This is a genomic window from Ruegeria sp. BF12 (genome assembly GCF_056538705.1).
The window spans coordinates 484966-511418 of record NZ_JBQFTP010000003.1 but is presented as its reverse complement, the minus strand read 5'-3'; the positions used below and the strand labels follow the sequence as shown (position 1 = coordinate 511418).

General features: G+C 56.0%; 31 protein-coding genes and 1 tRNA gene. 16 read left to right on the top strand and 16 right to left on the bottom strand.

Annotation, left to right across the window (positions count from 1 at the left end; translation table 11 throughout):
- From ACR0J0_RS08215 to ACR0J0_RS08175, 9 genes are all read right to left on the bottom strand, one after another.
- Entirely contained in the window at positions 1-768 is a 768-nt protein-coding gene (locus ACR0J0_RS08215) for an enoyl-CoA hydratase/isomerase family protein (RefSeq protein WP_480662828.1), read from the bottom strand.
- A complete protein-coding gene (locus ACR0J0_RS08210; RefSeq protein ID WP_480662826.1) occupies positions 765-2336 on the bottom strand; it encodes an acyl CoA:acetate/3-ketoacid CoA transferase in 1572 nt (523 codons plus the stop codon). The genes ACR0J0_RS08215 and ACR0J0_RS08210 overlap by 4 nt, the downstream gene beginning before the upstream one ends.
- A complete protein-coding gene (locus ACR0J0_RS08205) occupies positions 2336-3337 on the bottom strand; it encodes a Gfo/Idh/MocA family protein (protein WP_480662824.1) in 1002 nt (333 codons plus the stop codon). Before ACR0J0_RS08205 ends, ACR0J0_RS08210 begins: the two co-directional genes overlap by 1 nt.
- A gap of 212 nt (positions 3338-3549) precedes the next feature.
- Positions 3550-4374 (bottom strand): TauD/TfdA dioxygenase family protein, encoded by an 825-nt coding sequence (locus ACR0J0_RS08200; protein WP_480662822.1) that lies wholly within the window; start codon positions 4372-4374, stop codon positions 3550-3552.
- Between the two features lie 43 nt (positions 4375-4417).
- Entirely contained in the window at positions 4418-4825 is a 408-nt protein-coding gene (gene gloA2, locus ACR0J0_RS08195) for an SMU1112c/YaeR family gloxylase I-like metalloprotein (RefSeq protein WP_480662819.1), read from the bottom strand.
- 191 nt (positions 4826-5016) lie between these two features.
- Complete coding sequence (locus ACR0J0_RS08190; protein WP_480662817.1) at positions 5017-5562, bottom strand: terminase small subunit; 546 nt, start codon at positions 5560-5562, stop codon at positions 5017-5019.
- A gap of 110 nt (positions 5563-5672) precedes the next feature.
- Entirely contained in the window at positions 5673-6089 is a 417-nt protein-coding gene (locus ACR0J0_RS08185) for a hypothetical protein (RefSeq protein ID WP_480662815.1), read from the bottom strand.
- On the bottom strand, positions 6086-6304 hold the full coding sequence (locus tag ACR0J0_RS08180; protein WP_480662814.1) for a hypothetical protein: 219 nt from the start codon (positions 6302-6304) through the stop codon (positions 6086-6088). The genes ACR0J0_RS08185 and ACR0J0_RS08180 overlap by 4 nt, the downstream gene beginning before the upstream one ends.
- On the bottom strand, positions 6297-7058 hold the full coding sequence (locus ACR0J0_RS08175; protein ID WP_480662812.1) for a glycoside hydrolase family 108 protein: 762 nt from the start codon (positions 7056-7058) through the stop codon (positions 6297-6299). The genes ACR0J0_RS08180 and ACR0J0_RS08175 overlap by 8 nt, the downstream gene beginning before the upstream one ends.
- Positions 7059-7525: 467 nt before the next feature.
- Here ACR0J0_RS08175 and ACR0J0_RS08170 point away from each other — a divergent pair, with 467 nt between their 5' ends.
- The 3 genes from ACR0J0_RS08170 to ACR0J0_RS08160 are packed head-to-tail and all read left to right on the top strand — an operon-like array spanning position 7526 to position 11326.
- Positions 7526-8935 (top strand): AAA family ATPase, encoded by a 1410-nt coding sequence (locus tag ACR0J0_RS08170; protein WP_480662810.1) that lies wholly within the window; start codon positions 7526-7528, stop codon positions 8933-8935.
- Positions 8919-9527 (top strand): hypothetical protein, encoded by a 609-nt coding sequence (locus ACR0J0_RS08165; protein ID WP_480662808.1) that lies wholly within the window; start codon positions 8919-8921, stop codon positions 9525-9527. Before ACR0J0_RS08170 ends, ACR0J0_RS08165 begins: the two co-directional genes overlap by 17 nt.
- 47 nt (positions 9528-9574) lie before the next feature.
- Positions 9575-11326 (top strand): AAA family ATPase, encoded by a 1752-nt coding sequence (locus ACR0J0_RS08160; RefSeq protein WP_480662806.1) that lies wholly within the window; start codon positions 9575-9577, stop codon positions 11324-11326.
- 122 nt (positions 11327-11448) lie between these two features.
- On the opposite strand, the gene ACR0J0_RS08155 is transcribed toward ACR0J0_RS08160, so the two are convergent.
- The 3 genes from ACR0J0_RS08155 to ACR0J0_RS08145 are packed head-to-tail and all read right to left on the bottom strand — an operon-like array spanning position 11449 to position 12381.
- Complete coding sequence (locus tag ACR0J0_RS08155; RefSeq protein ID WP_480662804.1) at positions 11449-11844, bottom strand: hypothetical protein; 396 nt, start codon at positions 11842-11844, stop codon at positions 11449-11451.
- Positions 11841-12239, bottom strand: a complete 399-nt coding sequence (locus ACR0J0_RS08150) for a DUF1064 domain-containing protein (RefSeq protein WP_480662802.1) — start codon at positions 12237-12239, stop codon at positions 11841-11843. The genes ACR0J0_RS08155 and ACR0J0_RS08150 overlap by 4 nt, the downstream gene beginning before the upstream one ends.
- Before the next feature lie 4 nt (positions 12240-12243).
- Entirely contained in the window at positions 12244-12381 is a 138-nt protein-coding gene (locus ACR0J0_RS08145; RefSeq protein ID WP_480662801.1) for a hypothetical protein, read from the bottom strand.
- A gap of 151 nt (positions 12382-12532) precedes the next feature.
- On the opposite strand from ACR0J0_RS08145, the gene ACR0J0_RS08140 reads away from it, so the two are divergent.
- From ACR0J0_RS08140 to ACR0J0_RS08120, 5 genes are all read left to right on the top strand, one after another.
- Entirely contained in the window at positions 12533-13000 is a 468-nt protein-coding gene (locus tag ACR0J0_RS08140; protein ID WP_480662799.1) for a hypothetical protein, read from the top strand.
- Between the two features lie 135 nt (positions 13001-13135).
- Positions 13136-13492: a hypothetical protein gene (locus ACR0J0_RS08135; RefSeq protein ID WP_480662797.1), complete on the top strand. Its 357-nt coding sequence runs from the start codon at positions 13136-13138 to the stop codon at positions 13490-13492.
- Positions 13493-13739: 247 nt separating this feature from the next.
- On the top strand, positions 13740-14003 hold the full coding sequence (locus ACR0J0_RS08130; RefSeq protein WP_480662796.1) for a helix-turn-helix domain-containing protein: 264 nt from the start codon (positions 13740-13742) through the stop codon (positions 14001-14003).
- A gap of 10 nt (positions 14004-14013) precedes the next feature.
- Positions 14014-14220 (top strand): helix-turn-helix transcriptional regulator, encoded by a 207-nt coding sequence (locus tag ACR0J0_RS08125; RefSeq protein WP_480662794.1) that lies wholly within the window; start codon positions 14014-14016, stop codon positions 14218-14220.
- Positions 14214-15212 carry a tyrosine-type recombinase/integrase gene (locus ACR0J0_RS08120; RefSeq protein WP_480662792.1) on the top strand — a complete coding sequence of 333 codons (999 nt, stop codon included), beginning with the start codon at positions 14214-14216 and terminating at the stop codon, positions 15210-15212. Before ACR0J0_RS08125 ends, ACR0J0_RS08120 begins: the two co-directional genes overlap by 7 nt.
- Before the next feature lie 81 nt (positions 15213-15293).
- Here ACR0J0_RS08120 and ACR0J0_RS08115 read toward each other — a convergent pair.
- A tRNA-Ser gene (locus ACR0J0_RS08115) sits at positions 15294-15383 on the bottom strand.
- Between the two features lie 202 nt (positions 15384-15585).
- Between ACR0J0_RS08115 and ACR0J0_RS08110 the strand changes: the two genes are divergently transcribed.
- From ACR0J0_RS08110 to ACR0J0_RS08075, 8 genes are all read left to right on the top strand, one after another.
- A complete protein-coding gene (locus ACR0J0_RS08110; RefSeq protein ID WP_480662790.1) occupies positions 15586-16773 on the top strand; it encodes an SPOR domain-containing protein in 1188 nt (395 codons plus the stop codon).
- Positions 16774-16789: 16 nt separating this feature from the next.
- Positions 16790-17956, top strand: coding sequence for a D-alanyl-D-alanine carboxypeptidase family protein (locus tag ACR0J0_RS08105; protein WP_480662788.1), 1167 nt, complete (start codon positions 16790-16792; stop codon positions 17954-17956).
- Positions 17953-18579 carry a dTMP kinase gene (gene tmk, locus ACR0J0_RS08100; protein WP_480662786.1) on the top strand — a complete coding sequence of 209 codons (627 nt, stop codon included), beginning with the start codon at positions 17953-17955 and terminating at the stop codon, positions 18577-18579. The genes ACR0J0_RS08105 and tmk overlap by 4 nt, the downstream gene beginning before the upstream one ends.
- 7 nt (positions 18580-18586) lie before the next feature.
- Entirely contained in the window at positions 18587-19708 is a 1122-nt protein-coding gene (locus tag ACR0J0_RS08095) for a DNA polymerase III subunit delta' (protein ID WP_480662784.1), read from the top strand.
- Positions 19705-20511: a TatD family hydrolase gene (locus ACR0J0_RS08090; protein WP_480662783.1), complete on the top strand. Its 807-nt coding sequence runs from the start codon at positions 19705-19707 to the stop codon at positions 20509-20511. The genes ACR0J0_RS08095 and ACR0J0_RS08090 overlap by 4 nt, the downstream gene beginning before the upstream one ends.
- A complete protein-coding gene (locus ACR0J0_RS08085; RefSeq protein ID WP_480662781.1) occupies positions 20508-21305 on the top strand; it encodes an MBL fold metallo-hydrolase in 798 nt (265 codons plus the stop codon). The genes ACR0J0_RS08090 and ACR0J0_RS08085 overlap by 4 nt, the downstream gene beginning before the upstream one ends.
- Before the next feature lie 63 nt (positions 21306-21368).
- Complete coding sequence (locus ACR0J0_RS08080; protein ID WP_480662779.1) at positions 21369-22301, top strand: AEC family transporter; 933 nt, start codon at positions 21369-21371, stop codon at positions 22299-22301.
- A gap of 71 nt (positions 22302-22372) precedes the next feature.
- Complete coding sequence (locus tag ACR0J0_RS08075; RefSeq protein WP_480662777.1) at positions 22373-23071, top strand: CbiX/SirB N-terminal domain-containing protein; 699 nt, start codon at positions 22373-22375, stop codon at positions 23069-23071.
- Positions 23072-23127: 56 nt separating this feature from the next.
- On the opposite strand, the gene ACR0J0_RS08070 is transcribed toward ACR0J0_RS08075, so the two are convergent.
- The 3 genes from ACR0J0_RS08070 to ACR0J0_RS08060 form a co-directional block, all read right to left on the bottom strand.
- Complete coding sequence (locus ACR0J0_RS08070) at positions 23128-24117, bottom strand: GGDEF domain-containing protein (protein WP_480662776.1); 990 nt, start codon at positions 24115-24117, stop codon at positions 23128-23130.
- Positions 24114-24701 carry a heme NO-binding domain-containing protein gene (locus tag ACR0J0_RS08065; protein WP_480662774.1) on the bottom strand — a complete coding sequence of 196 codons (588 nt, stop codon included), beginning with the start codon at positions 24699-24701 and terminating at the stop codon, positions 24114-24116. The genes ACR0J0_RS08070 and ACR0J0_RS08065 overlap by 4 nt, the downstream gene beginning before the upstream one ends.
- Before the next feature lie 120 nt (positions 24702-24821).
- The gene (locus ACR0J0_RS08060) at positions 24822-26381 is read right to left on the bottom strand and encodes a trimethylamine methyltransferase family protein (RefSeq protein WP_480662772.1); all 1560 of its coding nucleotides are present in this window, start codon (positions 26379-26381) and stop codon (positions 24822-24824) included.
- Positions 26382-26453: the final 72 nt, after the last annotated feature.

The window sequence follows — 26453 nt, the reverse complement described above, 5'->3', positions numbered from 1 at the left end:
TCAAAGGCCCGAAAATGTGGGGTTTCGTTTTTCCATGAACGCCGCGACGCCTTCTTCGCGGTCCGCCGCGGCGGCGATTGCTGCGCTGCCGAGGGCTTCGACCGCGGCATGGGCGTCTTCACCAACCGCTGCATGGATCATGTTTTTTGAGATTTCGGTGGCGCGGGGCGAGAGGCCACTCAGGTCTGCAGAGATCTCAATCGCGCGCGCCAGAACATCGTCAGTCACCTCGGTCGCATAGCCTAGGGCCAGCGCTCGGTCGGCACCAATACGGCGCCCGAAGAGTGCCATCTCCTTGACCGCAGCCTCGGGGAGCAGCCGGGTCAACCGCTGCGTCCCCGACCAGCCCGGCACGATCCCAACCCGAGCTTCAGGTAAAGCCAGCGTGGCACGCGGGGTTATCAGGCGCAGATCGCAGCAACTGGCCAACTCCAGACCGCCGCCGAAGGCGTGACCGTTGATCGCAGCGATAGTCGGTTTGCCGATCCGTGCCAGCCGATCAAAGATTCTGTGTCCGTCTCGGACCCAGTGACGCGCAAACTCGGCGGGGCTCAGACCACCCCATGCTCCAATATCGGCTCCGCAACAGAACGCTTTTTCTCCTGCGCCAGTCAGAACAAGCGCACGAATGGACGCGTCACGCTCGACCTCTCGCAAGCGAGCCTCCAACGCATCCAGCATGTCTACGGTCAGAGCATTGAGCTTGGGTACGTTGTCCAATGTAAGTACGGCTGTCGGACCCTCGATATGAACCCCAAGCTTGCTCACAGGGTCATCCCCATCGGGCCTAAAGCGAACAGAGATTTGGGCATCTGAACCGCACTTTCCGCGACTTTGACGCGACCACCCGATGCTTCGACAATGTCGCGCTGCGCCTCGATACCGGGCATGATTTCCGTCGCGACCAGCCCCTGATCCGTCAGGCGAATGACGCAACGCTCGGTCACATACAGAACATCCTGTCCGGTCTCGCGGGCTCGGCGGCCTGAGAATGTGACATGTTCAACCTGATCCACCATCTTGGTGAACTTGCCGGGCGCATTCACGCGGATACCATTATCGGCCAGATCGATCTTGGCTCCAGCTTCGAACCAGCCTGAGAACACGATCTTCTTGGCCCGCGCCGTGATGTCAACAAAGCCGCCGCACCCTGCCGTCAGGTAAGGCTTCTTTCCCAGTTTGGAGACGTTCACGTTGCCTTCGACATCAACCTCTAGGAAGGACAGGAACGACATGTCGAACCCTCCGCCCTGGAAGTAGATAAATTGCTGCGGAGACGGCACGAAAGCATGTGCGTTGGACACACATCCAAAGGCAAAACCGGTCAATGGAACACCACCAACGGCCCCCTGCTCGATCGCCCATGTCACAGCCTGAGGATGCCCCTCTTCCAACAGGACGCGCGGGACCATGGCGCTGATGCCGAAGCCTAAATTGGCACTCATGCCAGTGCGAAGCTCTTGCGCGGCGCGGCGGGCGATGACCTTTTCGACACCATGCTCGGCTAGGGAAAAGCTGTCCCAAGGGCGCATGATCTGGCCAGAGATTGCGGGATCATAGGACGTTTCGGTCGTCTGCATCTGCTCTGGATCTTCAACGATCAGATCGACCAGATGCCCCGGCACACGCACATCATGCGGGCGCAGGCTGCCCTCGGCGGTTACGCGTTGAACCTGAGCGATCACGATCCCACCGTGGTTGCGGACGCAAATCGCTTGCTCCAGTCCACCAAGGTATGCGCCTTCATGCTCGTAAGTCAGGTTGCCGAATTCATCTGCCGTGGTCGCGCGCAACACGCAGACATTCGGGTTGATGTTTGGGAAGTGCAGCCAGGTTTGACCGTCAAACTCTTTTCTTGCGACGATGGGCGCGACTGACCCGCGTTCGTTCATCGCGCACCCCTCGCGCACCGGATCAACGAAGGTCTCAAGACCGACTTGGGTCAAAACACCGGGGCGATGCGCTGCGGCTTCGCGATGCATGTCGAACAGAATGCCCGACGGCACGTTATATGCGGCGACCCGATCCTCGACGATCATTTTCCAGATTTCCGGCATCTCAAGGCTGGAAGGGCCCGACGGGTACGATCCGGCAAGAACGCGGCTGAGCAGCCCATCCTGCGCCAGATAATCCATGCCCTTCACGCCATACATATCCCCGGCGGCTATAGGGTGCAGCGTTGTAATGTTGCGCGGATGCCCCTCCGAGCGAAACCGCTCTCCAATCGCCTTCAGCACAAGGTCAGGGCACCCCAGTGCCGAGGACGATGAAACGGTTACCACCGCATTGTCAGGAATGCGAGAAACGGCCTCGGAAACGGAAACGAGCTTGGTCATCAGAAGCCACCATAGTCTATGTTGATTCGCTTACCTGACGCTGCGGCCTCACGAACGCTCAGCGCAACGGACAGCGATTTCACTCCATCAGGTCCATCCGCGGCTGGACGGCCCTGACCCGCTGTTGCCGCGACGAATTCGGAAACGCCCTGAATATAGAGCGAATGATCCGAAAACGGGATTTCTTCGTTTCCGGCTTCAGTCACCAGTTTTATTGCGCCAACCGGGCGCTGCGTCATGACATCTTCCGCAAAAATCGAGCCCCTGGTCCCATGCACTTGAAGGCCCGACCCGGCAAAGGGGTGCGTAAAGCTTTCGTGCGTCATGATCATTGCGCCCGATGGCATCGTCCATACGGACATACACGAGTCTTCGACCCCCTGCCCCATCCCAGAGCTGGCCATTTGCGCGACGACAGAAATCGGGTCCTCATTGAGCAGGAACCGCGTGACATCCGCATCATGAACGACGATGTCGGGGATAACGCCGCCGCCAGCATCTGCTGAGTTGATGCGCCACCCCTGTAGGTTCCCCGGCAAATATACCGCGTGATGTATACGCAGCGAAAGAACGTCGCCGATGCGCCCGTCTGCAATGAGGTTGCGAATGGCACGATGGCTGCCGGAGCATCGCAGGTGGTGATTTGTACCAAAAGTCACGCCAGCTGCTTCGGCTGCGTGCACCATTTCGACAGCTTCCGCCTGCGTCATCCCAAGCGGCTTTTCACATAGAACATGCTTACCAGCCGAAATGGCTGCCATTGCCTGACCGTGGTGCTTTTCATTGGTCGAGGAAACATAAACAGCCTGAACGTTCTCGTCAGAAAGCGCAGCGTCCAAGTCTGTCGTTGCGTTGGGAATTCCGTATTGCTTAGCCCAGGTCTGAACCCGATCCGGAGAATTACTGACGACCCAGGTCACGTTGTTGCCTGCCTGCCGGCGCACCGCGTCCAACATGTATTGCGAAGCTATTGTGCTCGCTCCGACAAATGCCCAATTCATCCTCTTACCCCACAATTGGAACGTTCCAAAACTATTAATGGAACGTTCCAATTGTGGCAAGGGGAAATTCGGCAAGCATTCTAGGTATTAGAAAATAAACAGAAAATTTGACACCGGCCGCCCTTTTACAAAAGGGCGCCGGGAATCGAAGGGGTGTCACAGCGTCGTCGCGCCCAAACTGAGTCGAAGGGGGCAGCCTTGTGCCACTTGCCTCACTGTTTCAAAGCAACCCCTTCAACCGTCACCCGGTGCATCAGGCGCCGAAAACCGTGATAGTCGTTTATCGCTTTGTGCCAACTTGCTCGGTTATCCCAAATGGCGACGTCCCCTGCCTGCCAACGGAGGCGGCATTGGAATTCTGGCTGCTTGCAATGATCATAGAGCATTCCAAGCACGGCCGCAGACTCATCTGCGCTCAACCCCTTGATTTCCGTGGTGAACACAGGATTGACGAACAGTCCACGCCTGCCGCTCAGCGGATGCGTGATGACAACGGGATGCAATGCGTCTTGCGTGGCGGCTTCTGCATTACCCAAACGACCGCTTTTTGCGGCTTCTGAATCCATGATGCTGGCGCCAAAGACATGGCGAGAGGAATGCACCGCCCATAGACCATCCAGAAAACCACGCATCGTGGGCGACAAAGCCTCGTAGGCAGCAGCCATTGACACAAACAGCGTGTCGCCGCCGTGCGGCGGGACTTCCAAGGCGTGCAGAATTGAGCCCATGGCCGGTTCCTGATCATAGGAGTGGTCGGTGTGCCAGCCCTCTCCCACAGCTTCTTTCTGATCTTTTTCTTTCAAAACCGTGGCGATCTCGGGATAGCCGTCGACAGGTTTGAAAAAGCGGTTCACGTTGATCGGGCCGAACCTTCGCGCAAAGGACAGATGCTCTTGCGGGCTAACGCTTTGGCCCCTCAGAACGATTACAGAATACTCTGCAAAGGCCGTATTTATCGCATCAAATTGATCTTCGCGCCGGATGTCCGCCCCGACGATTTCCGCGCCCAATCCACCGGTGAGAGGTTTTATCTCCATGCGCCTTCCTCCCTGCTTTACTCAGCCTAAAGAACGAGGAATATCACTTCAACGCAAGCGGCGCGGCTTCATACAATTCCAATGGAAGATCGTCCGGATCTCTGAAAAACGCAAACCGACGTCCGGTGTATTCATCGACACGGATGTCTTCGACGGGAACACCCTTCTGTTCCAGACGGACTTTCAGCGCCTCGATATCATCTACAACAAACGCAAGATGCCGCAGACCTCGTGCTTCGGGGCGAGACGTGCGTTTGGGCGGGTTGGGAAAAGAAAACAACTCGATCTGAGACCCATCAGGCAACGCCAAATCCAGCTTCCAGGATTGCCGCTCTGCCCTGAAGTTTTCCGCAATTATCTGCAATCCTAGCGTTTCTGAATAAAACGCCTTGGACCGTTCATAGTCCGAACAGATGACTGCAGCATGATGGATTGATTTCAGACTGCCCAAAGACTCGGTCCCTTTTTAAATCAAGTGGTTCGGTCCAGCTCTTGAGGCAATTCTTCGCTCCACTTTCGAAGTTCATCAAGAAAACAAAGAGCAGTCTGACCAAACTCGGTCACCGAGTATTGCACGGAAACAGGAGACGTATCGGGTCGCACGAACGACTGAGGTCGCGTTTGAAAAGTCAGCACGGGCATTCAATCGTTTTCCCCGTCGTCTTCCTCGTCGTCTTCAATATCGAGATCCGATTCCGAGATCAGATCGCCATCGGCCAGAGCCTCAAGAGCCAGGTCGATTTCTTCCAGCAGAACCGCTTTGATCTTGGTCTCGCTTTTCACGCCGACAATCCGGCTCGCCGCGCGTGGCGGCAGCACGTTGCGCATGTTTGCGCGGACCTCACCAAAGGCCTTCGCCTGCGCACGTTCCATTTGCTCGATAGGTGCCACCAACCCTTTGGCCTCGGCCAGCTCAAGTTCGACCAGCTCGGTTTCGGCTTCGAGTTTTCGGCGCTTGAGTTCTTCGGCGCTGGCAACCTGCACGCCGGCGGTTTCAGATCTGATATCGTCAGCGCGCCACGAAACTACTTTCGCAGAGTTGAACACCCACGCCTTACCTTTCGAGCCTCGCTGCTCAAAAGGACACCCACGGCGCAACCAATCATCCAACGTTGTCAATGCGATACCGCAAAATTCGGCCATTTCTGCCCGGTTCAGATTTCGACCACGACCGACTTTATTGCTCACGCCACTGCCTCAAGTAATAGTAGTAGGCCACGTTTCCCGGGCCCTCGCACAAATAGTTTTTTGCGCCCGTTCCCACCCACAGGCCTTACCCCCGCCGGAAGGACCCGCGATCATCGCCTCAAAGCCTTCCACGCCCCAACGCCAGATCCGACAAAGAACAACCACTGGATCATATTGCCCGCCCATTGTTGCATCTGTGGTGTTGGCAGGTCCGACACTTGCTGATCAGCGAACACGTCGCGCACATACGGAATGCTGTCGATGATGACCGCCGCCCACCACATCGCGAGGGGCACAAGGAACATGCCGGCGAACAACCAGAACCAAGGAAAGTGCAGCTTGGCCTTGTTGTAATCGGCCATGATCTGAGCTTCGGCCACTGCCTGGCGCGCGAGTTCGATCACCGCCATGGTCTTCAAGCGCTCTTTGTCGTTTTCCAGTTCGGCCCGGCGTTCCAAGTGCGAAATGGCCTTGTCGACAATGCCGCCAAAGCCAAATCGGATCAGAGCGCCGAGGACCTTCTTCATCGCAGCGCCAACGGCTTATCTGTGACCGTTCGCAAGATCACATTGCCCACCATCAGAACCACCGTCAGAACGGTACGGGCGAAAACCTCATATTGAACGGGCAAGCCCAATGCTACGAACTGGTCGAGCAAGGGCAACATTTCAGCGGCGAACGTCACCAACGCCATAACAAAATTGAACCAAATGGTTTTCGACAACCACCACGGTTTAGCCATTGGTCATTTCCTCAAATTTTTTTCGGTAAGCATCTGCCCGGCGCGCGTGCTGCGCTGCGTTTAAGGCAAGGATCAGGGTGCAGACGGTCAGAACGCCGATAACGGACCACAAGGCCCATTCCGGCAGATCCGTCAGCAGAGCAACACCGCCCACTGGGGCTGCACGCGCGCCCTTGGCCTGCGTGGCGCGGGCCTTTTGGGCGTAGTCTGCCTCGATCTTTACGCGCTCGGGTGATTGCGTCGCCATGGCGACAGCCTCGGCCTCTGTATCAGCCACACGACGGGCCCAACCGCGCCCAAACGTCGACCATGTGCGCAGCTTGCGCAGGAACCCCATGCGCGCGGCACAGGCCTTCTGGATCACAGGAACGACGTCACGCGCGTTGATGGCAGCGCCGAGCGTTGCACGGCCGATGACGCCGTCAGCCATGACACCCAAAGCCTTTTGCAGCCACTTCGCTCCGCGCGACGGACCAGAGTTCACAGCGCCATCCAGCGCCACCACATCCAACCCTTGGGGCAACTCATCGCCCTTGACCTTGTTCCAGTAGCGCAAGCGGTAGATGTTCCCGGCCTGCGCGATGGTCAGGGCCTTCACCTCGGCCTTAGTAGCCGGTCGATCGAGAAAAGCCGAAAGCGTCTCGTGTGTGATTCCATGGTTTGTCGCGCCGCCCGGGTCTTTCGGGTGGTCGACATAGCCGCCTTCCCATTTCAGCACATGATTTAAACAAGCATCGTAGTTTGCTTTGCTCATTCGGACCTTCCGCAATGACAACGTTGCTTGTAGTTTTTCACGGCTGGCAATTACGATCCTCTGGCGGTTTCCGGTACTAAGACAGCTATACTCCAAGATCACACACCCGACGGTTCATTCGGTCGAATGAGCGTCGTGACGTACATCAGCGCTATAGAATTGCGCTCAAAGACAGACAGGCAGACATACCTACTATAAACGAAGGAGCTGAGCGGCTGATAAGACTTGGCACGCGCAAGTTCGATACATCGCTGCGGCTTCGAACCGATAGAGAAGCTGCTCGTGACGAAGTTTAGCCATAGGTTTTTGTTCACCTCTCACTTGTATCAAGCGACTGTCGTTTTCTGCGTTTAGTGGATTAACATTATGGAAAGATTGGTGTTAGGACTTCCAGGTAGCTCATGGAGATTAGACCTGCTAACTACTGCTGAGTGCCTATGTAGTCCCGGGCCAAAGGAAGGTTCAGTGTGAAACTAAAAATTCAAAACGTTGGACGGATTTCCGAGGGAGAGTTCGACGCGAAGCCACTGACAATGTTTGTCGGACAAAACGATAGTGGAAAAACATACGCGGCAAGCACATTTTGGGCGATGTTGCGTTACATTAGAAATCCTGAAAGAACGTTAGTTCTTCACCGCTTCCCAGAGCTAACGAGTTTCTTTTCCGAAGTAACAAGCGGCAATCCTGGCTATTTTGAGTGCACGCTCGCGCCAACGGACGTAAAAAAAATTCGGGCCTATGTACTCAAGGGCTTTAACCGTAACATTAAGCATATTTTACAAGAAGCCATCGGATATGATGGTTTTTCTGAGAGCAAAGTTGACATTATCGGTGAAGCTCAACCTTCTGCGATCTCAATACAAATTGCAGTGGCCAAACGTGAGACAGTTGAAGAAGTTGAAGCGGAGACTGAAGACGACGAAGACGCTTTTGGAGTTGAACTTCAATCCGTGGAACGCTTCAGTTATACTTGTAGAATTTCATATGGTGAAAACGGAAAAGAACTCTTTAGCTACCAAAATTTCGACCTAGACATTCCTGTCAGCTTCGTTGAACACAACATGCGACTAGCCCTAGTCGGCGTATCTTGTCTGGGGTTGGACTGGCTTGGAATGCGTAACGTAATTTACTTGCCCGCCGCAAGAACAGGCATCATGCTTGCGCTTGACTACTTTGTTAGCGGCACACTTGACAGATCCAAGATGCGGGAAAAGGAGCTTGAAGAAAGCGCAACGCTTCCCGGGCCTATCCAAGACTTCGCATTGAACCTATCCCGGAGGACGCATTTCCCGGTTCGCAAAAGGCGTGACCACCTCCTAGGCAACCTCATTCAGGGGGAGTTTAGCCGGCGAGACTTTACTAAGGGTGACTATGTCTATTCTATCGAAAATGGAAAGGGGAACATTCCTCTTGCCTCGACATCTTCGCTGGTCACAGAGTTAGCGGCACTCTCTGTTTTGTCCCCCAAGATGACTCAAAGAACCTTGCTCATTTTTGAGGAACCAGAGGCTCACCTCCACTTGAGCGCCCAGCGCGAAATGGCGAGATCCCTGGCGAAGATGGTTAACGCTGGCGTAAGAGTTCTCATAACTACGCATAGTGATACCTTCCTACAGCAACTTAACAACTTAATTTCCCTACATCACCTTCAAAACAATTCAGAATTGAGGGAAACGCTAGGTGTTCCGGAAGAGGCGTTTCTTGATCCAGAGAATGTTGCCGCCTTCGACTTCGACTGCGTTGATGGCGTTACAAATATTGAAAGGCTACAGGTCACGAAACACGGGGTTGTAGCGAATTCGCTAAACCGCGTTCTGATAGAGCTCGCCGATGAGACTATTCAGATAAATGACGCACTTAGTGACCTTGATAACTGACGCCCAGCGAGAATACTTTATGCCAATTAAACACAAAGACCTAGTCAACAAAGACTATGTCTATTCGATTCCCGCCGGGTCTCAAATTGAAGTGGTAGAAAAAAAGGCAGCAGGTGCCGGAAAGTGCACATTCAGCTCGCCACACGACGTTATCTTCATTCAAGCCAAGGACAATGCCCCTGTTGTCTGGTGCTTGGGTAACAAGAAGTGCGCTGAAGCCGCTTTTTGCGTGATATCCGGAGATGGTACTGCTTCTCTACATATCGTCGAGATGAAGAGTAACCTCACCATGAAAGAATTTGGGAAAGTTATCGACCAGATTTCCGGTATGTACCTATCGGCACTAGCAACGATCTCAATCATTCAGTCGCCTCTGCCGCAGGAAATCACGGCTTATGTGGCCTACAATAAAGATAAAATTTCGCCTCCTCCTGGTACTTTGATTACAAGAAAAACCTTAGTTGGTGGGAAGGAACTCCCCGGTATGAAAGAATGGCGAACTAAAGAGATTTCCTTGCCACACAGCAGGAAAGCTAAAGTCGTTGTGGGACAACGAGTTGCAGGGGACGTCGACTTTGGAAGTGTAGCATAGCTTGCAACCAATTCATCTAAAACATCCGGAAGAAGAAGGTAAGAAAGATGTCAGTCTTCCTTGATGGCCTTGCCATAAGGTTCTTCAGCGGTATTGGAAGCGAAACGCAGTTCATAGCACCGTTTTCGACGATGAACTTTTTTATTGGCGCGAACAACGCAGGAAAATCAATCGTCCTCAATGTAATCGCCCAACACCTTTCTAACGTAACGACGACTGAACCAACGAACGGCATTGACCCCGTTCACATGTATCGAGGCGAGAAATCAGGAGATTTTCAATTAGCTGTTTGCAAAAGGGAAGAGGAAATACGTGCAATTTTCCTCGAGACCATCGCGGAGGACTTTCAGGGCAGAACACCTAAAGAGCTGGCCGATAGCGCAAACTATATCTTTGACCGCCTGTGTCACAATGACATGCTTTGGCTTACAAAGAACATTAATAACAATCTCGAGTTGTTTCCGACTGTTGATATCGAAGACGCCGCCCAGTGGAGCAACAAATGGCAGTACTTTTGGCAGATTTTGACCGGCCAAGGCGGTGGGAGTCCTTTGGCGCATTGGGTGCCAGAAACCCTTAGTGCAATTGCCAGTTCGGTACGCCTAGAGCTACCCAAAATTCACCTCATTCCCGCGAAGCGACAGCTCGGTGAAAAAGGTGAGGTCCTCGAAGATCTGAGTGGCCGGGGATTGATTGACCATTTGGCAAGCCTTCAAAACCCCAAATGGGATCAACAGGATGATCGGGTTCGTTTTGAGCGTATCAATCAATTTTTGCGTGAAATAACAGGAAAACCTGATGCTCTCCTAGAGGTTCCCAGTGAAAGGGAACACTTGCTAGTTCACATGGACAACAAAGTGCTTCCACTTTCGTCCCTTGGAACAGGTATTCATGAAGTTGTACTGATCGCCGCGTTTTGCACAATACACGACGGGTCCATTATGTGCATTGAGGAACCAGAGATACACCTTCACCCGCTTCTTCAGAAAAAACTTGTCAACTATTTGCTTGAGAACACGAGCAGTCAGTACTTCATAGCCACTCACTCGTCTGCATTTATTGATGCCAAGAACTCCTCAATTTTTCACGTTTCCAATGACGGTATTCAGACCTATGTGAAACCTGCGCTGAGCAAAAACGAGCACAGAGCAATATTGGATGACTTGGGATGCCAAGCCTCTGATTTGCTCCAATCAAACGCTGTGATTTGGGTCGAAGGTCCATCAGACCGCATTTATCTCAATCACTGGCTAAGCGCATACGACGATAGCCTAACTGAGGGCGTCCACTACAGCATTATGTTCTACGGAGGAGGTTTAGTTAGCCATCTGACGACATCAGATGAAGAGCTGACGGAATTTATTAATTTGCGAAAGCTCAATAGAAATATGGCTATTCTCCTAGACAGTGACAGGAGTTCTGCATCAGATGACCTGAAGTTGCACGCATTTCGGATCGTCAATGAAATGAGTGAAGGTTCAAACCTTGTTTGGGTCACCGCAGGGCGTGAAGTTGAGAACTACATTGATGGTTCAAAGCTTCAAGCTGCGATGAAAACCATTCATTCTCAACTGTACGTTGCCCAAGGAAAGACCGGCCAGTACGATCATGCGTTCTATTTCATGAGGAAAGACCCCAAAAAGCCGGACCAACGAAAGACCTTTAAAGAAGGGAATAAAGTGAAGGCTGCAAACATCATCTGCAGTGAAGCCGCCGATCTTGATATCCTTGACCTACGAGAACGGATTGCCGAACTGGTGGCTATGATCCGCAAAGCAAACAACTTGACTGCCATCTGAGCTTAAAATTCTGTTTTCAGTTTTAGCAACTTTGGCAGCAATTTGACGAGCGGTTGCTGGGAAAGAAATCTCCAATTTCTTGTTGTTTTACTGAGCGAAGCCGGGAGTTTTCCAGAATACGCTCACAGAGAACTCGGTTTCGCCAATATCTCACGCACGCGATCAATTGATAGATCAACACCGTGCGCGATTTCTTTTGCTGTGCACCCCTCATCAGCCATTTCTCGTATTCGCCGATTGCGAGCGGCACGTACAAGAAACCTGCAGTTTGAAGGCTGTAAGATCATCCCAGAAAAGGCATTCACAAGCTTGTTTGCATCATTCCAGCCCAGAACATGAACAAGGGGATGATCAACAGAGGGAAGGCTCTTTGGCACATAGAAGCACTTGCGCCAGGCACGAGACCCCGACTGCGGCAACGAACCGATCAAATGCAATGCCTGATCCCGGCCGATGACTTCGGCAATTTCCGCAACACTGTCTGGAAGCGGGGGCGCTAGTTCCGCCGTCATAGTCATGTAAGCACCACGTCGATACCCTGTGCAGCAAGGATCGCTTTTTTCAGATTGAACACGTCAGTCGCGTAACCCTTGCGGTCTTCGATCACCTGAACGCCCAGCGCGTGGTCGACATACACAAAATCCGCACGGTAAACCCGCTGACGCTTACCGCTGTCTGTCATAATTGGCCCGTCGCGGCCCTCAAGTGGAATTTCCACCTGGCGACGCAGGCCCGAGATTTTGCCCGCCTTCTGTAGCAGCTCCAATTCGCACCAACGGGCATACTCGGCTTTGCTGTCAAAGGTCATGCCGTCGACCGTGACGCGCTGGGCACCACGGACACGGCGCTTGTCTTCTTTGGGTGTCTCCGCGCCCTGTAGAACGCGAAGCTGTTTGGCCGTCATGCGCTCCATGTGATTACTTCCCCTGAGCTTTGAGTTGCTGACCAGCGAATTTCAGGGCGTCGGCGATGTCTTTTGCGACGGGGTCGGTTGCTGCTAAACCGATCTGGACCTGATAGGCCCCCCGGATCTCGTCGAGGCTGTGCAAGCGCATCTTGCGGGGCACCGGTCCCACTGGCCCTTTTCTCGGCGCGGTTACGACGCAGTCACCGGCAGCTAAGTCAACAGTGACGACGGCTTTCTCCTAGAGGACCGTGATCGATGCATGTTGATGCTGAATTCTACTACGCCAACTGGATGGCGGCATGAGCGACCGTCTGGACATAAAGCGCATCATTGTTGCGGTCGAGCAATTGGAACTGACCGCGCCGGTGCGCAAGCTACCCGTTCTCAAGTACCTGGCTATTCACAACGGCGGTCGTTGGGATCTGCCCAGCGCACACGGCGAATATGACCCGCTTATCAAGTCGATCGAACTCTTCGGTGTCTATGCGATGGCCGAGGACGTCGAGGAACTGCCCAAGAACTGGTTGATCGCGGCTTACAACATCCTGTCCGAGCAAGAGGGTGAACAGACCACTCCACCGCCCACGGGAACGCCTGAGTTGGGCGACGAGGTGCGGTTCCAGCGTTCTGCAACCCACCACCCGGAAACGGGCATTGTGCGCGGCCGTCAGTTCGGCACCGGCATTATCGAGGTCGAAGACCGAAACGCCGAGCAAGTGCGCCTAGAACCCGGCCAATACGAGGCCATCGGCCATGCAATCCCCTGATGCCACTCACGGCGGCCGGCCCCTGTCCGCTCAAGACCACCCAGAGCGCGACAGGGGCACCGACAGCCGCCCAGCGCCTCAGATCGAAGACGACGGTTTCGTCACTGTCTACCCACCCTTAAGGAGTGATTTAGAATGAGCGTTTCTAGCCATCTGGTCGAAACCCCGGAAGATCTCGCCGTCAAAGTCAAAGCGTGGAAAGCCACCGAGGCCGAGGTCATGAAGTTTGGACGGGAATATGCCCAACACCATGAGGTCGGACTTGGAAAACCCAGCGCAATGCAAGACGCCATCGCAGGGGACGCAGGGAACAAAGGGTATCCGAAAACTGTTGTTCGTGATGCCGGGAATCTGTTGCGCCGCATTGAAGTAGCCAAGGAGGCCAACAAACCCGCCGACGTGTCCGAGCTTGAAACGAAACTGCGCGCTTTGCTGTACGGTTTCGCGAACAACATAGGGCTGGGTAAGGCCTATGCCGAGGTTGCGCAATGATGACGAGGTCAAATCGGCCGGAGGTACGAAACCCCGTTCTTGCGCTGCCTGCTGCCAAGAGCATCGCTAGACTGCCGAAGCCTGCACAAGTCGCGCTGGCGAACATTTTGCGTGAGATTTCGCTCGACGCGCGGCAACGTGCAAGTAAAGCGTGGAAAACTCATAAGGCACCTATGGCAGCCTATTGGAAGGCAGTGTCGGTTTACACTCGGCACATCGCAGTCGCCATAGATCGGATGGGGGCAGCATGACCACCAACGAACGAGATTGGCGCGGCGAACACCTCATCCGCTGCACACCGCGCGAGAAAGACGACGAACCCGAAACCCGCATGAACGAGCTGGATCAGCGCCGCAATAAGGTTGCGAAGCTGATCAACTCGCACCTGACCGCGCCGGAGATCGCCCAGCGCCTCGGCGTGTCCGATAGCATCGTCTACAAGGACGCCGCCAAGCTGAAAATGAAACTGACCGGGGCTTCGAGACCGGGCCCGAAACGCAAAGCGGCATAGGTACGCTACCATGAGCCAGATTTCACCAATCGCCGTCAGCGAAAGGAATGCCGCTAAGATGCTCGATATGCCGGTCGGTAGCTTTCGAGACTTGGTGACTGATGGCATCTTGCCAAAGCCTCGCAAAATCGGCCCACACGAACGCTGGGACGCGGACGAGCTGCGCGCCATTCTGCGGGGCCAGATGATCGACGGCTATGAGGACGTCAAATGGTGAAGAAGAAATTCACGGCTTCGAAGGTCATCAAAGGCCGGACATACCAGTACTTCCGAAAGGATGGCCGGTACGTGCGCTTGCCTGATGACCCAAACAGTGAAGAGTATGATCGCGAATACTGGCGATTGATGCGTGGCGGTAGTGAGCTTGCAAACCGGTCCACGTTTGAGAAGCTGATCGCCAGCTATAAGCAAAGTCCGAAATGGCAAAGGCTCGCGCCCCGCACCAAATCGGACTATTCGAAAGTCCTTGAATACCTATCCGATACGGTGGGGAAAAAGGACCCTACCAAGATGCGGCGCTCGACCATCATTGATGCGCAAATGGCCAACCGCCACCGAGCCAGGTTCGCCAACTACATTCCTCATATGCTTTCCATCCTGTTTGAACACGCTATCGACTTGGATTGGCAGCGCGACAATCCCGCAAAGGGAATCGAGAAGCTGAAAACGGGCGATGGTCACAAACCTTGGCCCGCGTCTGCGATCAACACCTACCGCAGCAAGGTTTCGGGCCTGCCGCTACTGATTTTTGAGCTGGCTATTGGGACCGGGCAGCGCGCAACGGATCTGACGCTTATGGAATGGGCCCATATTGAAGATGATGGGATTTGGGTCACGCAGGGGAAAACAGAAGCCCGTCTTTGGATTCCCTTCACCAATCGACTTCGGGACGTGTTGGCAGCAACACCCCGGCGTAGTCTTCGATACATCCTATGCGACGACCACGGCCGCAAACTCAACTACGACCAAATCCAGAAGGCCACGATCGCAGAACGCAAGAAGCTGGGCCTCGACGCTTACAGTCTTCATGGCCTGCGATACAGCGCAGCGAGTGAACTGGCAGAGGCCGGGTGTACTGACCACCAGATCGCGGCCATCACCGGTCACAAAAGCCTGTCTATGGTTCAAAAATACTCGAAGGGCGCCAGCCAAAAGCGACTCGCGAAGCAGGCCCAGACCAAGCGGGACCAGAACAAGAACCGAACATGAACGCGGGAAACTTTTTGGGAAACCGCAAAATCGACGGTTTCAAAACGTGGTCAGAGGGTGGTCGGATTTGCCATATTTTTATGGCGGGGAGACAGGGATTCGAACCCTGGGAACGCTCTCACGTTCAACGGTTTTCAAGACCGCCGCATTCGACCACTCTGCCACCTCCCCGCGTGAGGCCGGGTCTAAGGCCAACGCGAACCGGTGGCAAGCCCAAATAGGGAAATCTTGCCGAAGCCCATGCTGCGGTCTTTCCATGACACATTGGCCGCGTTATGATCCGCAGGAAAGACCGGAGCAGGCTGGCAATACAGAACCAGCAATCGGCGGCGGGTCTCGGGAAACGGGACCCATTCAGGCAAGGGATGACAAAATGAAGCGAGCGACAGAGAAACGCGCAAATCCGCGAGCGTTGGCGGTTCTGGCGATGGTTTCCGTAGGTTTGGCTGGTTGCGATGAGGCACTTTCCCCAGACAATGTTTCAGCGGATGCCCAAAGTTCCGAAACCGACTCTGACGGCCCTGTCGAGCTTTTTCCCGAACTGGCCGGTAACCCGAAGGACGATGTCGAGGCACCCGATGTGTTTCAGGTGACCGAAGCCGGATTGTGGGACGGCCGCCCATCTTTGGGTGGCATCTGGGTGGCTCATCCCGATGTGACCCAACCCGAGCGTGTCCGCATCAAAAACGCGAAGAACAACAAATCCGTAACCGGCGCCCTGTTCCGCCGCGAAAGAAACCTGCCGGGTCCGGCATTGCAGCTTTCATCAGCGGCGGCGGAAAAGTTGGGCATTCTGGCGGGCGCACCGACCAAAGTTGAAGTCGTCGCCCTGCGCCGCAAAGAACCCGAGCCAGAACCGGTCGAAGAAGAACAGATAGCTGAAGCAGCACCCGAAAAGGTGGTCGAAACGGAAACAGCTTCTGCAGATGCGGATCAACCACAAGCTGACGCCGCCGAAACTGAGACAACCGAGACCGAAAAGCCTACCAAACGGAAATGGTGGCAGAAAAAGAAACCAGCTGCCGCTGCAGGCGCTGCGACTGCCGTCGTTGTCGCGACGGATGCCGCGGCAGACGCAACTGCGGAAGCGGCAACCGAGGCCACCGAAACCGTTGCCGAAGCCGCAGCGACCCCGGTCCTGGTCGACCCCGAAGTTACGGCACCAGTTGAAAAGCCAGCCAAGCGGAAATGGTGGCAAAAGAAAAAAGCGGATGAAATTACTGAAACCCCGCTTGACCCGATTGCAGGCGCCGCAGCAGCGATCGAAGCGTCCGAACCTACCCCCGTGGCCAGCACTGCGGCAACCGCGACCGCATCGAGATCATCGCTGTCGAAACCATTCGTCCAGGTGGGCACGTTCGGGGTCGAGGCCAATGCCGACAGCGCCGCCGCCAAGATACGCCGCAACGGGTTGCCTGCCGAGGTGCGCGAACTGAAGTCAGATGGTAAGTCCGTCTGGAGAGTTGTGGTCGGCCCGGCCTCGACCCGCTCGGAACGCAACGCAATCCAAAGCGATGTCAAGGATCTGGGCTTTTCCGATGCGTTCACCGTCAAAAACTGAAACAAAGGAGGCTCCTGTGCTGTCCTCACTGCGATCATCTGTTTTGACCCTTGGGCTGGCGCTGTTCGCCCTGCCCGTCCATGCTTTCGACACGACGGCTCGCGCGGCCTACGTGATGGATCAGACAACCGGAACAGTGCTGCTGTCCAAGGAAGCGGATCAGCCTTTGCCGCCTGCGTCGATGTCAAAGCTGATGACGCTCTACGTAGCGTTCGAAGCGCTGCGCGATGGGCGTCTGACACTGGATGAAACCCTGCCTGTTTCGGAACACGCCATGAGCTATGGCGGCTCGACCATGTTCCTGAATACGCAGGACCGGGTTCGGGTCGAAGACCTGTTGCGCGGCATCATCGTTCTGTCCGGCAACGATGCCTGCGTGGTGATCGCCGAGGCGCTCAGCCCCGATGGAACTGAGGCCGGGTTTGCCCGCTACATGACGCAACGGGCCAAACAGTTGGGAATGGATAACTCAAACTTCGCCAATTCAAACGGCTGGCCGGCCGCCGGCCATATGATGTCCGTTCACGATCTGGCCATTCTGGCGGACCGTTTGATCTCGGATTTCCCCGAGTACTACCCGCTGTTCGCGGAAGAAGAGTTTGAGTTCGATGGCCGTGCGCCTTCAAACAAACGCAACCGCAACCCTCTGTTGAAGCTGGGTATAGGGGCGGACGGATTGAAAACCGGTCACACGCAAGAGGCGGGCTACGGCCTTGTCGGATCAGCAAAGCAAGGCGACCGCCGCGTTGTTTTTGTTCTTTCAGGTCTCGACAGCACCGCACGCCGCGCAGAGGAGGCTGAGGCCGTGGTTAACTGGTCGTTTCGCAATTTTGTCGAGAGGACAGTTGCCGACGCCGACTCGCCGATAGCCGAAGCTCAGATCTGGATGGGTGCCGAAAAAACCGTTGGTCTGGTGCCCGAAGGCGACCTGACCCTGCTGTTTCCTGTTCTGAATGACAAGAATATCGAGGCCGAGGTTGTCTATGACGGCCCTATCAACGCTCCGGTGGAAAAGGGTCAGAAATTGGCCGAACTGGTTATCAAGCCTGAAGGGCTGCCGGAAATCCGTCGCCCCTTGGTCGCGGTCAAGGAAGTTCCGGTCGGCGGATTTGTTGTACGCATGAAAACCGTGGGCGGTATTGTTGTGAATGACGTGATCGGTAATCCGCTGGGGGCAATGTGACGAAGGCCGGGTTGTTTCTGACCTTCGAAGGCATTGACGGGTCTGGAAAGTCATCGCAAGCGCGAATGCTTTCCGAACACTTGCGCGACCTCGGTCACGATGTCATTTTGACCCGCGAACCCGGAGGTTCCGCAGGCGCGGAAGAAATCCGTAGCCTCGTTCTGGAAGGTGACCCGGATCGCTGGTCTGCGGAAACTGAAATCCTGTTGTTCACCGCTGCGCGCCGGGACCATCTGGAACGCACGATCCTGCCCGCTCTGGCCGAGGGCAAAGTGGTGATTTGCGATAGGTTTGCAGACAGTACGCGAATGTATCAGGGCCTGTCGCGCGGCGATCTTCGAGGGTTGGTCGACCAGTTGCACAGTCTGATGATCGGGCGTGAACCCGATCTGACCGTATTGATCGACATGGACCCCGAAACCGGGCTGTCCCGCGCCAAGGGGCGTCAGGGAACCGAGGAAAGATTCGAAGACTTTGGCCTCGATCTGCAACAGCAGATGCGTGCAGGGTTTCTGGCGCTTGCGGACGAATTTTCCGACCGTTTCCGCGTGATCGACGGCAACCGGGACATAGACAGCGTTGCACAGGATGTGACAGATATCGTTCTGCAAGCTTTGCGATAGACGATAGATGAGCGACGACACCCCAACCCCGGATCAGGCACCTGGTGCCCCGCACCCGCGCGAAACCCAGCGCCTGTTTGGGCAGGACTCGGCGGAACACGCATTTCTGAGTGCCTACACTTCGGAACGTCTGCACCATGGCTGGTTGATCACTGGTCCGCGCGGCGTGGGTAAGGCCACACTCGCCTGGCGGATCGCCCGGTTCCTTCTGGCGACACCGCCAATTGAGCACGACGGGTTGTTCGGCGCCCCGCCGCCGCCCGACAGCCTTGAGGTCAATCCAGACCACCCCGTCGCCCACCGCATTCTGGCTGGGGCCGAGCCCGGTCTGGCCGCGATTACCCGGTCTCTGAACGATCAGGGGCGGCTGCGGAACGACATCGTCGTGGACGATATCCGCAAACTGGGCAAATTCTTCGGCCTGTCCTCGGCCGACGGAGGCCGCCGGGTGGTCATCGTGGACGCGGCGGATGAGATGAATGTCAGCGCTGCCAACGCCCTGCTGAAAATGCTCGAAGAGCCGCCCGCGCGTACTACACTGCTGCTGATCTCGCACCAGCCCTCGCGCCTGCTGCCGACGATCCGGTCGCGCTGCCGCACGTTGCGCCTGTCGCCGCTGGGACCCGAGGATTTGCAGGCGGCGCTGATGCAGACTGGCGCAGAGCTGCCCGCACATGCCGAACATCTGGCCGCACTGGCGGCCGGTTCCGTGGGCGATGCGGTGCGCCTGATCACTCTGGGCGGGTTGGAGATTTACGCCGAACTGATCGCGATTCTGGGCACCCTGCCCCGCATGGATCGCCAGCGCGCTTTGGCATTGGCCGAGGCCGCTGCTCAACGCGGCGCGGCCGAGCGGTTTGAGCTGTTGTTGACGCTGATTGATGTCGCCCTGTCTCGGTTGGCTCTGACCGGCGCAACCGGTAGCGCCCCGATGCCCGAAGCCGCCCCAAACGAGGCCGAAACACTGACCCGCCTGTCGGCAACACCACACCAGGCCCGCAAATGGGCCGAGGTCGCAGCGGTGATCACAGCTCGGGCGCGTCACGGGCAGGCGGTGAACCTTGACCCTGCGGCTCTGGTCCTAGATACGGTATTCAAGATACAGGAAACCGCCGGTCAGAGCAGATGAGCAATACCCCCGAAATCACCGACAGCCATTGTCATCTGGACTTCCCCGATTTCGAAGGTCAGCTGGACCAGATCATCGCCAATGCCGCCGAAGCTGGCGTGACCCGCATGGTGACAATCTGCACGCGCCTGCGGAACGAACCCTCCGTTCGCGCCATTGCCGAGGCACATGCACCGGTGTTCTACGCAGCCGGAACACACCCCATGAGCGCAGCTGACGAGCCTATGGCGAGTGCAGATGAACTGGTCACTCTTTCTCAACATCCGAAATTTGTGGGCATTGGCGAAACCGGACTGGATTACCACTACACAGCCGACAGCGCAGAAGTGCAGAAGCAGTCGCTGCGGGTCCATATCGAAGCTGCTCAGCGCACTGGCTTACCGCTGATCATCCACGCCCGCGCAGCCGACGACGACATGGCCTGCATTCTGGCCGAAGAATACCGAAACGCGCCCTATTCATGCGTCATGCACTGCTTTTCGTCTTCCGCCAAACTGGCGAAAGCCGCTTTGGACCTAGGGTTCTACCTTTCCATGTCCGGTATCGCCGCTTTCCCCAAGAGCCAGGAACTGCGCGACATATTCGCTGCCGCGACGGTCGACCGTATCCTTGTGGAAACAGACGCGCCATACTTGGCCCCGCCGCCTTATCGCGGCAAACGCAACGAGCCCGCTTATACCGCACACACGGCGCGTAAAGGGGCCGAAGTGTTCCGAATGGATTACACTGATTTCGCCGCACAGACGCAGGCCAATTTCGACCGGCTGTTCACCAAAGCCGCGACTTACAAGGCGGCTGCATGACCGAATTGCGCTGCACAATCCTTGGCTGCGGATCTTCCGGCGGTGTGCCCCGGCTGGGCGGGCACTGGGGTGAGTGCGACCCGAAGAACCCCAGGAACATCCGCCGCCGCTGTTCGATGCTGGTGGAACGCGAGGGCCCCGACGGCACGACCTCGGTTCTGATTGATACCACGCCGGACATGCGCAGCCAGTTGCTCGACACCGGCACCGGGCGTTTGGATGGGGTGATCTATACCCACTCGCACGCGGACCACGTGCACGGGATCGACGACCTGCGCATGATCGTGTTCAACATGCGTGAACGGGTGCCGGTCTGGGCAGATGGTGATACGCAAAATGACCTGCTTGGCCGGTTCGGGTATGCCTTTGTTCAGCCGGAAAGCTCGCCCTACCCGCCGATCCTCGACCTCAAAACCATTGACGGTCCATTCGAAGTCGACGGCCCCGGCGGCCCCATCCCCTTCCATCCATTCAAAGTCAACCACGGGTCAATCGACTCGCTAGGCTTCCGCATGGGCAAACTAGCTTACCTGCCCGACGTCGCTGAGATCTACGACGATGCCTGGTCGATGATGGAAGGGCTGGATTGCCTTGTAATCGACGCCCTCCGCCGGTCGCCGCACCCAACTCATGCCCATCTGGAAAAGACATTGGGCTGGATCGAACAGTTGGAACCAAAACGCGCAGTCCTGACCAACATGCATATCGATCTGGACTATGCCACGGTCGATGCGGAGACCGCAGACCACATTACCCCGGCCTATGACGGAATGGTGATCCATCAGGCGCTATGAGACCTCGTTCAACCGACTTAACTCGCGGCGGCCTTGTGTCAGCGCAGCCTGCAATGTGGTGAGATGCTCCAAAGCCTGATCAACGTCATCCTACCGGTTTTCCTTGTGATCGGAGCAGGTTATGCCTCGACCCGGTCGGGGTACTTCAAGGAAATCCACATTGACGGGTTAATGAAGTTTACCCAGGGGTTTGCGATCCCCTGCCTGCTGTTCCTTGCAATCTCGCATCTGGACCTGAGTGCCAGCTTTGATCCACGACTTCTGGCAAGTTTTTATACCGCCGCTGGCCTGTGTTTCACTGCCGGCCTGTTCGGCGCGCGTTTTATCTTTGGCCGGGATTGGGAAGACTGTGTTGCCATCGGGTTTTGCTGCCTGTTCTCGAATTCGGTTCTGCTGGGCCTGCCGATCACGGAGCGCGCGTATGGCCCTGAAAACCTGACCGGCAACTACGCGATCATCGCCTTCCACTCGCCCTTTTGTTATGGCGTCGGCATCACGGTTATGGAGGTGATACGAAACCGGGGCCACGGCGGCCCGCGCATGGTCAAATCCATTCTGTCCGCCATGTTCCGCAACGCATTGATCCTGGGCATCGCATTAGGATTTGTGGTCAACCTGTCGGGCGTAGGCGTGCCCGCAGTCGTGGACGAAGCACTGGGCCTTGTGACCCGCGCCGCACTGCCCGGGGCGCTGTTCGCGCTGGGTGGCGTGCTGGTAAAATACAAACCCGAAGGAGACCTACGTGCCATTGCTTTTGTCTGTGCCGTTTCGTTGATGCTGCATCCCGGTCTGGTTTGGCTGTTCGGCTCAACGGTTGGTCTGCCACAGGATTTGTTCCGGTCGGGCGTGCTGAACGCTGCCATGGCACCCGGCTTTAACGCTTACATCTTTGCCAATATGTATGGGCGGGCAAAAAGGGTTGCGGCCTCATCGGTTCTGGTCGGAACTGCTGTCTCGATCCTGACCGTCTGGTTATGGCTGACATTGTTGGGCTAGCGTTAATGGCTATGGCTTGACTTTGTTGCATCGCAAATCACCTATCGAAAAAACAGACAGGACTCTCCTTAATGCCGCACGCACTTATCGTCGCCCACGGTCAACCCTCTGACCCCGATCCCGCCGAAGCGGCGCTGGCAACTTATGCTGCCGAGGTCGATGGATATTGCGATGGGGTCAGCATCCACTCGGCTACGCTTGCGGCGCCGGAAATGCTGGAAACTCGCCTGAACGAACTTCCGGAAGACACTGTAATCTATCCCCTTTTCATGGCTAAGGGATGGTTCGTAACAAGCGCTCTGCCCAAACGATTGGGCGACCGTGATATCAGAATTCTGGACCCTTTGGGTGTCGATCCTGATTTGCCCGCGTTGGTCGCGAAATCATTGCGCGATACCCTGTCGGACCGGCATTGGGAGGCTACTGCGACTGATCTTGTTCTGGCCGCGCACGGTTCTGGCCGCAGTCGCAACCCATCTGAAGTAGCCACCGCGTTTTCAGAGGAATTGGCGGAGTTTATTTCCTTCCGCTCCATCCGCCCTGGCTTTGTTGAGCAAGCCCCTTCCATATCCGAGGCGGCGTCGGGCGCCGGCGATCAGGCCTTATGCCTGCCCTTCTTTGCCTGCACAGGTGGTCATGTTCTGGATGACGTTCCGCAAGAGCTGGATCGCGCTGATTTCAGCGGGCACGTGATGCCCGTGGTCGGCGAACTCCCCACGATCAAACGCCATATCGCGAACTCTCTGACCAAAGCTTTTTCGCAGAATTGATCGAATGTGTATCCTGCGCAGTTTTCTCGGATGAAAACTGTATGCGAACTAAGTTTTCACTCAGGCTCAACAAGCGTCGAGTACAAGCAGTGCCGCGACCTTCCTCGCCGTTTCGCCTCATACAGCGCCTGATCCGCAGCGTTCAGCAGTTCTGCGGCATTGGGTGAACTAAACTGCGTGGACAGCGCCGTTCCGATGCTTGCTGAAATCTGGCATGGGGTGTTTTCAAACATTATAGGCTGGCGCAAACGGCCGATCAGGCGCGACGCAATATCGGAGAGAATACTTTCGTCGACTAGGCTCTTAAAAACAATAACGAATTCATCGCCACCAATGCGACAAACCGTATCCTCATTTCGCGTTTCTTCTTCCATAATCCGGGCGGCTTGCTGCAACACAAAGTCTCCAGCCGCATGACCCAGGTGGTCATTGACGCTTTTGAAGAAATCCAGATCCAAATGCATGAGCGCAAAGGCAAAATTGCCAGAGATCAGGTGCCCCAGAACCACATCCATTGCGCGACGGTTTTTTAACCCCGTCAACATGTCCGTAACCGCCTGCTCTTCAGCGGCCAGCATGGCGCCTTGCAATCGCAGGTTCAAAGACCGCGAAGCTTCCATCGCGGCTGATTTCGCTTCAACCAGATACAGTAGTTCAATCGCCAGATCTGTCCCCGAGAAATCCGCGCTGGTCAGAGCGTAGTCCCGGACCGCATCCAGTACCGAAATCCCGAAGGATAAGTTGATGATGGCTCCGTGTCCATTGGGGAGTGGTGCGATCAACCCCTTCAGCGCGGTGCGCGGTTCGTCGTGCAATTTCAGATGTACCTTCCCTCCGGCCAGAGACAGCATAGCCGGGATTGTGGTCACGGTTCGTGGTCGAACCAGTTCGAACACGTCCAAAAAGTCCTTGCCCTGCATCGGCTCATCCGGGCGCAGTTTTTGCAACGTCGGCCCGGCATTTACAATCTTGCCCCGTTTATCCACCAACACGAACATAGGGCACAGGGTATCCAGCAGTGCAGACAGTTCGGCGGCTTCAATCATGATTTGCGCGCCCCCAGATCGAAATGTCGGCCTTCGGTAAAGGCACTTTCCACCAAAACGATCGAGATGACCTCGGCGTCGCCGTGCTGCCCATCATGCGCCAGCATGGCCAGCGCCCCATAGTCATCCGCAACCGCTCGCAACACGCCGACCATCACGCTGGAATAGCCCGGCAGGCCAGGGTAACAGAACAACTGATATTCCGCCGGAGAGACCTCCCGAAGCTCCAGCATCGGCAAACGGAGGTCCGAGACGGCCAACCTCGCCCGGTCTGACAAATCATCCAGAGAATGCAGAAACTCAACGTAATTAACACCGCCAAAACGCAGCAGACGGCGCAGGTCTTCCATATTGGGGTGCGAAACCAGATAGGTTCCCAGGTCTTCCAGAATTTCCGCGCGTGGGCGGTTCAGGTCCGCACAAAGCGCATCCAGAACCCGCGTTGTCATTTCGTCTTCGTAGACCAGCATCGCCTCGAATTCGGTAAAGCCAAGACCTGCCACCTCGGTCACCCGCAGCCAGCAGGGTTGCCCGTAGGTCGCGCATACAAAGGATTGTATCGCCCGATTGATCAGACCATGCATGAGATGCCCCAGATTGGTTTCCCTCCAATCTGGTCAGACAATCCTTAATAAATAGCCAAAATTCGCACCGTATTGGTGACAATCTGACAGCGGCGCCATGTTGAAGTCGTTGCGCCTAAACTAAAAATCCGTCGGAGCTCCGCCTTCGGCCTTGCGGCGTGCGACAAAGTCAGCCAGTTCCTCCCGGATGCCCTCGTCCATTGCCGGAGGTTCAAAGCTGGTGATGATTTCCTTGAACATGTGATGGGCGCGTTCGGCGGTCCAGATGCCGCCCGCCACATCCCACCCTTCGTAGTTTTTCCAGTCGCTCAGGAACGGCTGATAGAATGCAGTGGTGTATCGATCCTGCGTGTGCTGAATGCCAAAGAAATGTCCGTCGTTTCCAACCGCCTTGATTGCATCCAGTGCAATCTCATCCGGGCCGGTCGCGGTAATCTCAGGCTGCATATACCTTTGGATTTGCTGGAGTATTTCACAATCCATGATAAATTTCTCGGGGCTGGCGATCAGGCCGCCCTCTAACCATCCGGCTGCGTGGTACACCATGTTGGTTCCCGACTGCACCGCAGCCCATAGAGAGTTCGATGTCTCCCACACGGACTGACCATCGGGCACGTTCGCCGCGCAGACGCCCGAAGACCGCATCGGCAGACCGTAGTACCGCGCCATTTGCCCGGTCATCTGGGTTGAGCGCATGTATTCCGGTGTGCCAAACGCAGGGGCACCCGATTTCATATCAACATTGGACGTGAACGTCCCGATAACACAGGGAATTCCGGGACGGACATACTGGAACAAGGCGATTGCGCACAGCGCCTCGGCCAGCGATTGCGCAACCGCGCCAGCCATCGTCACAGGAGCCATCGCCCCAGCCAGCGTAAACGGCGTCACGACAATCGCCTGCCCGCGCCGCGCAAGACGCAAGCAGCCGTCAATCATCGGATGGTCGTGTTTCAGTGGCGAGGTCGAATTGATATTCGTATACATGCGCGGAGTCGCTTCGAACTCCTCATGGCTGTGACCACCGGCGATCCGGACCATCTCCATCACATCTTCGACGCGTTCCTTGCCCAGCGAATAGGCATGCATCGCCTTATCAGTCAGCGTCAGCTTGTCATAGAGAACGTCCAGATGCCGGACACTTGCGTGGATATCGACCGGCTCGACTGGGTATCCGCCTGCAAAGTGGATGCAGTTGAAATATTGCGTCAGCTTCAGCAGGTTCCGGCACATCTCACGGTTACCAGCCACCTTGGTGCCGATCTCTAGATCCCAGTAGTTTGGTGGAGACGACACGTTTCCGAACAGCATGGTTTTGCCACCAACCTCAATCGTCCGGTCGGGATTTCGTGGCGTGATCGAGAACTTCGACGGGGCCTTAGCAACCATTTCCATGACAAAGTCCCGGCCCATGCGGACGTTGTCACCGTCAATCGTGCAACCGGCCTCTCTTAGAATACCGATGGCTTCTTCGTTGTAGAACTCGATGCCGATCTCTTCGAGGATGCGCATTGCACCGTCATGTATCGCTTCGATCCCGGACTGATCCAGCGGTTCGGTGGGTTTGTCGATATTGACCGGCGGGTTCCACGGCATCTGGTCGATCACCGCACTGCCCCTGCGCGCCGCCGCGCCGGCCCGTCCCCCACCCCGGCGTTTGCGAGTCTGTGTGTCAGCCATTGGAAACCTCCGGAACTTGCTTTCCCCAAGCAAGCCCGGAAGCCGGTGCAATCGCCGTTCTGTCTGCGACAA

Bases quoted from the DNA above. Each gene is read 5' to 3' on its own strand.
- ACR0J0_RS08210 (WP_480662826.1), bottom strand. From the start codon at position 2,336: ATGACCAAGCTCGTTTCCGTTTCCGAGGCCGTTTCTCGCATTCCTGAC.
- ACR0J0_RS08205 (WP_480662824.1), bottom strand. From the start codon at position 3,337: ATGAATTGGGCATTTGTCGGAGCGAGCACAATAGCTTCGCAATACATG.
- ACR0J0_RS08200 (WP_480662822.1), bottom strand. From the start codon at position 4,374: ATGGAGATAAAACCTCTCACCGGTGGATTGGGCGCGGAAATCGTCGGG.
- ACR0J0_RS08185 (WP_480662815.1), bottom strand. From the start codon at position 6,089: ATGAAGAAGGTCCTCGGCGCTCTGATCCGATTTGGCTTTGGCGGCATT.
- ACR0J0_RS08180 (WP_480662814.1), bottom strand. From the start codon at position 6,304: ATGGCTAAACCGTGGTGGTTGTCGAAAACCATTTGGTTCAATTTTGTT.
- ACR0J0_RS08175 (WP_480662812.1), bottom strand. From the start codon at position 7,058: ATGAGCAAAGCAAACTACGATGCTTGTTTAAATCATGTGCTGAAATGG.
- ACR0J0_RS08160 (WP_480662806.1), top strand. From the start codon at position 9,575: ATGTCAGTCTTCCTTGATGGCCTTGCCATAAGGTTCTTCAGCGGTATT.
- ACR0J0_RS08155 (WP_480662804.1), bottom strand. From the start codon at position 11,844: ATGACTATGACGGCGGAACTAGCGCCCCCGCTTCCAGACAGTGTTGCG.
- ACR0J0_RS08150 (WP_480662802.1), bottom strand. From the start codon at position 12,239: ATGGAGCGCATGACGGCCAAACAGCTTCGCGTTCTACAGGGCGCGGAG.
- ACR0J0_RS08145 (WP_480662801.1), bottom strand. From the start codon at position 12,381: ATGCGCTTGCACAGCCTCGACGAGATCCGGGGGGCCTATCAGGTCCAG.
- ACR0J0_RS08140 (WP_480662799.1), top strand. From the start codon at position 12,533: ATGAGCGACCGTCTGGACATAAAGCGCATCATTGTTGCGGTCGAGCAA.
- ACR0J0_RS08135 (WP_480662797.1), top strand. From the start codon at position 13,136: ATGAGCGTTTCTAGCCATCTGGTCGAAACCCCGGAAGATCTCGCCGTC.
- ACR0J0_RS08130 (WP_480662796.1), top strand. From the start codon at position 13,740: ATGACCACCAACGAACGAGATTGGCGCGGCGAACACCTCATCCGCTGC.
- ACR0J0_RS08125 (WP_480662794.1), top strand. From the start codon at position 14,014: ATGAGCCAGATTTCACCAATCGCCGTCAGCGAAAGGAATGCCGCTAAG.
- ACR0J0_RS08120 (WP_480662792.1), top strand. From the start codon at position 14,214: ATGGTGAAGAAGAAATTCACGGCTTCGAAGGTCATCAAAGGCCGGACA.
- ACR0J0_RS08110 (WP_480662790.1), top strand. From the start codon at position 15,586: ATGAAGCGAGCGACAGAGAAACGCGCAAATCCGCGAGCGTTGGCGGTT.
- ACR0J0_RS08095 (WP_480662784.1), top strand. From the start codon at position 18,587: ATGAGCGACGACACCCCAACCCCGGATCAGGCACCTGGTGCCCCGCAC.
- ACR0J0_RS08090 (WP_480662783.1), top strand. From the start codon at position 19,705: ATGAGCAATACCCCCGAAATCACCGACAGCCATTGTCATCTGGACTTC.
- ACR0J0_RS08085 (WP_480662781.1), top strand. From the start codon at position 20,508: ATGACCGAATTGCGCTGCACAATCCTTGGCTGCGGATCTTCCGGCGGT.
- ACR0J0_RS08080 (WP_480662779.1), top strand. From the start codon at position 21,369: ATGCTCCAAAGCCTGATCAACGTCATCCTACCGGTTTTCCTTGTGATC.
- ACR0J0_RS08075 (WP_480662777.1), top strand. From the start codon at position 22,373: ATGCCGCACGCACTTATCGTCGCCCACGGTCAACCCTCTGACCCCGAT.
- ACR0J0_RS08070 (WP_480662776.1), bottom strand. From the start codon at position 24,117: ATGATTGAAGCCGCCGAACTGTCTGCACTGCTGGATACCCTGTGCCCT.
- ACR0J0_RS08065 (WP_480662774.1), bottom strand. From the start codon at position 24,701: ATGCATGGTCTGATCAATCGGGCGATACAATCCTTTGTATGCGCGACC.
- ACR0J0_RS08060 (WP_480662772.1), bottom strand. From the start codon at position 26,381: ATGGCTGACACACAGACTCGCAAACGCCGGGGTGGGGGACGGGCCGGC.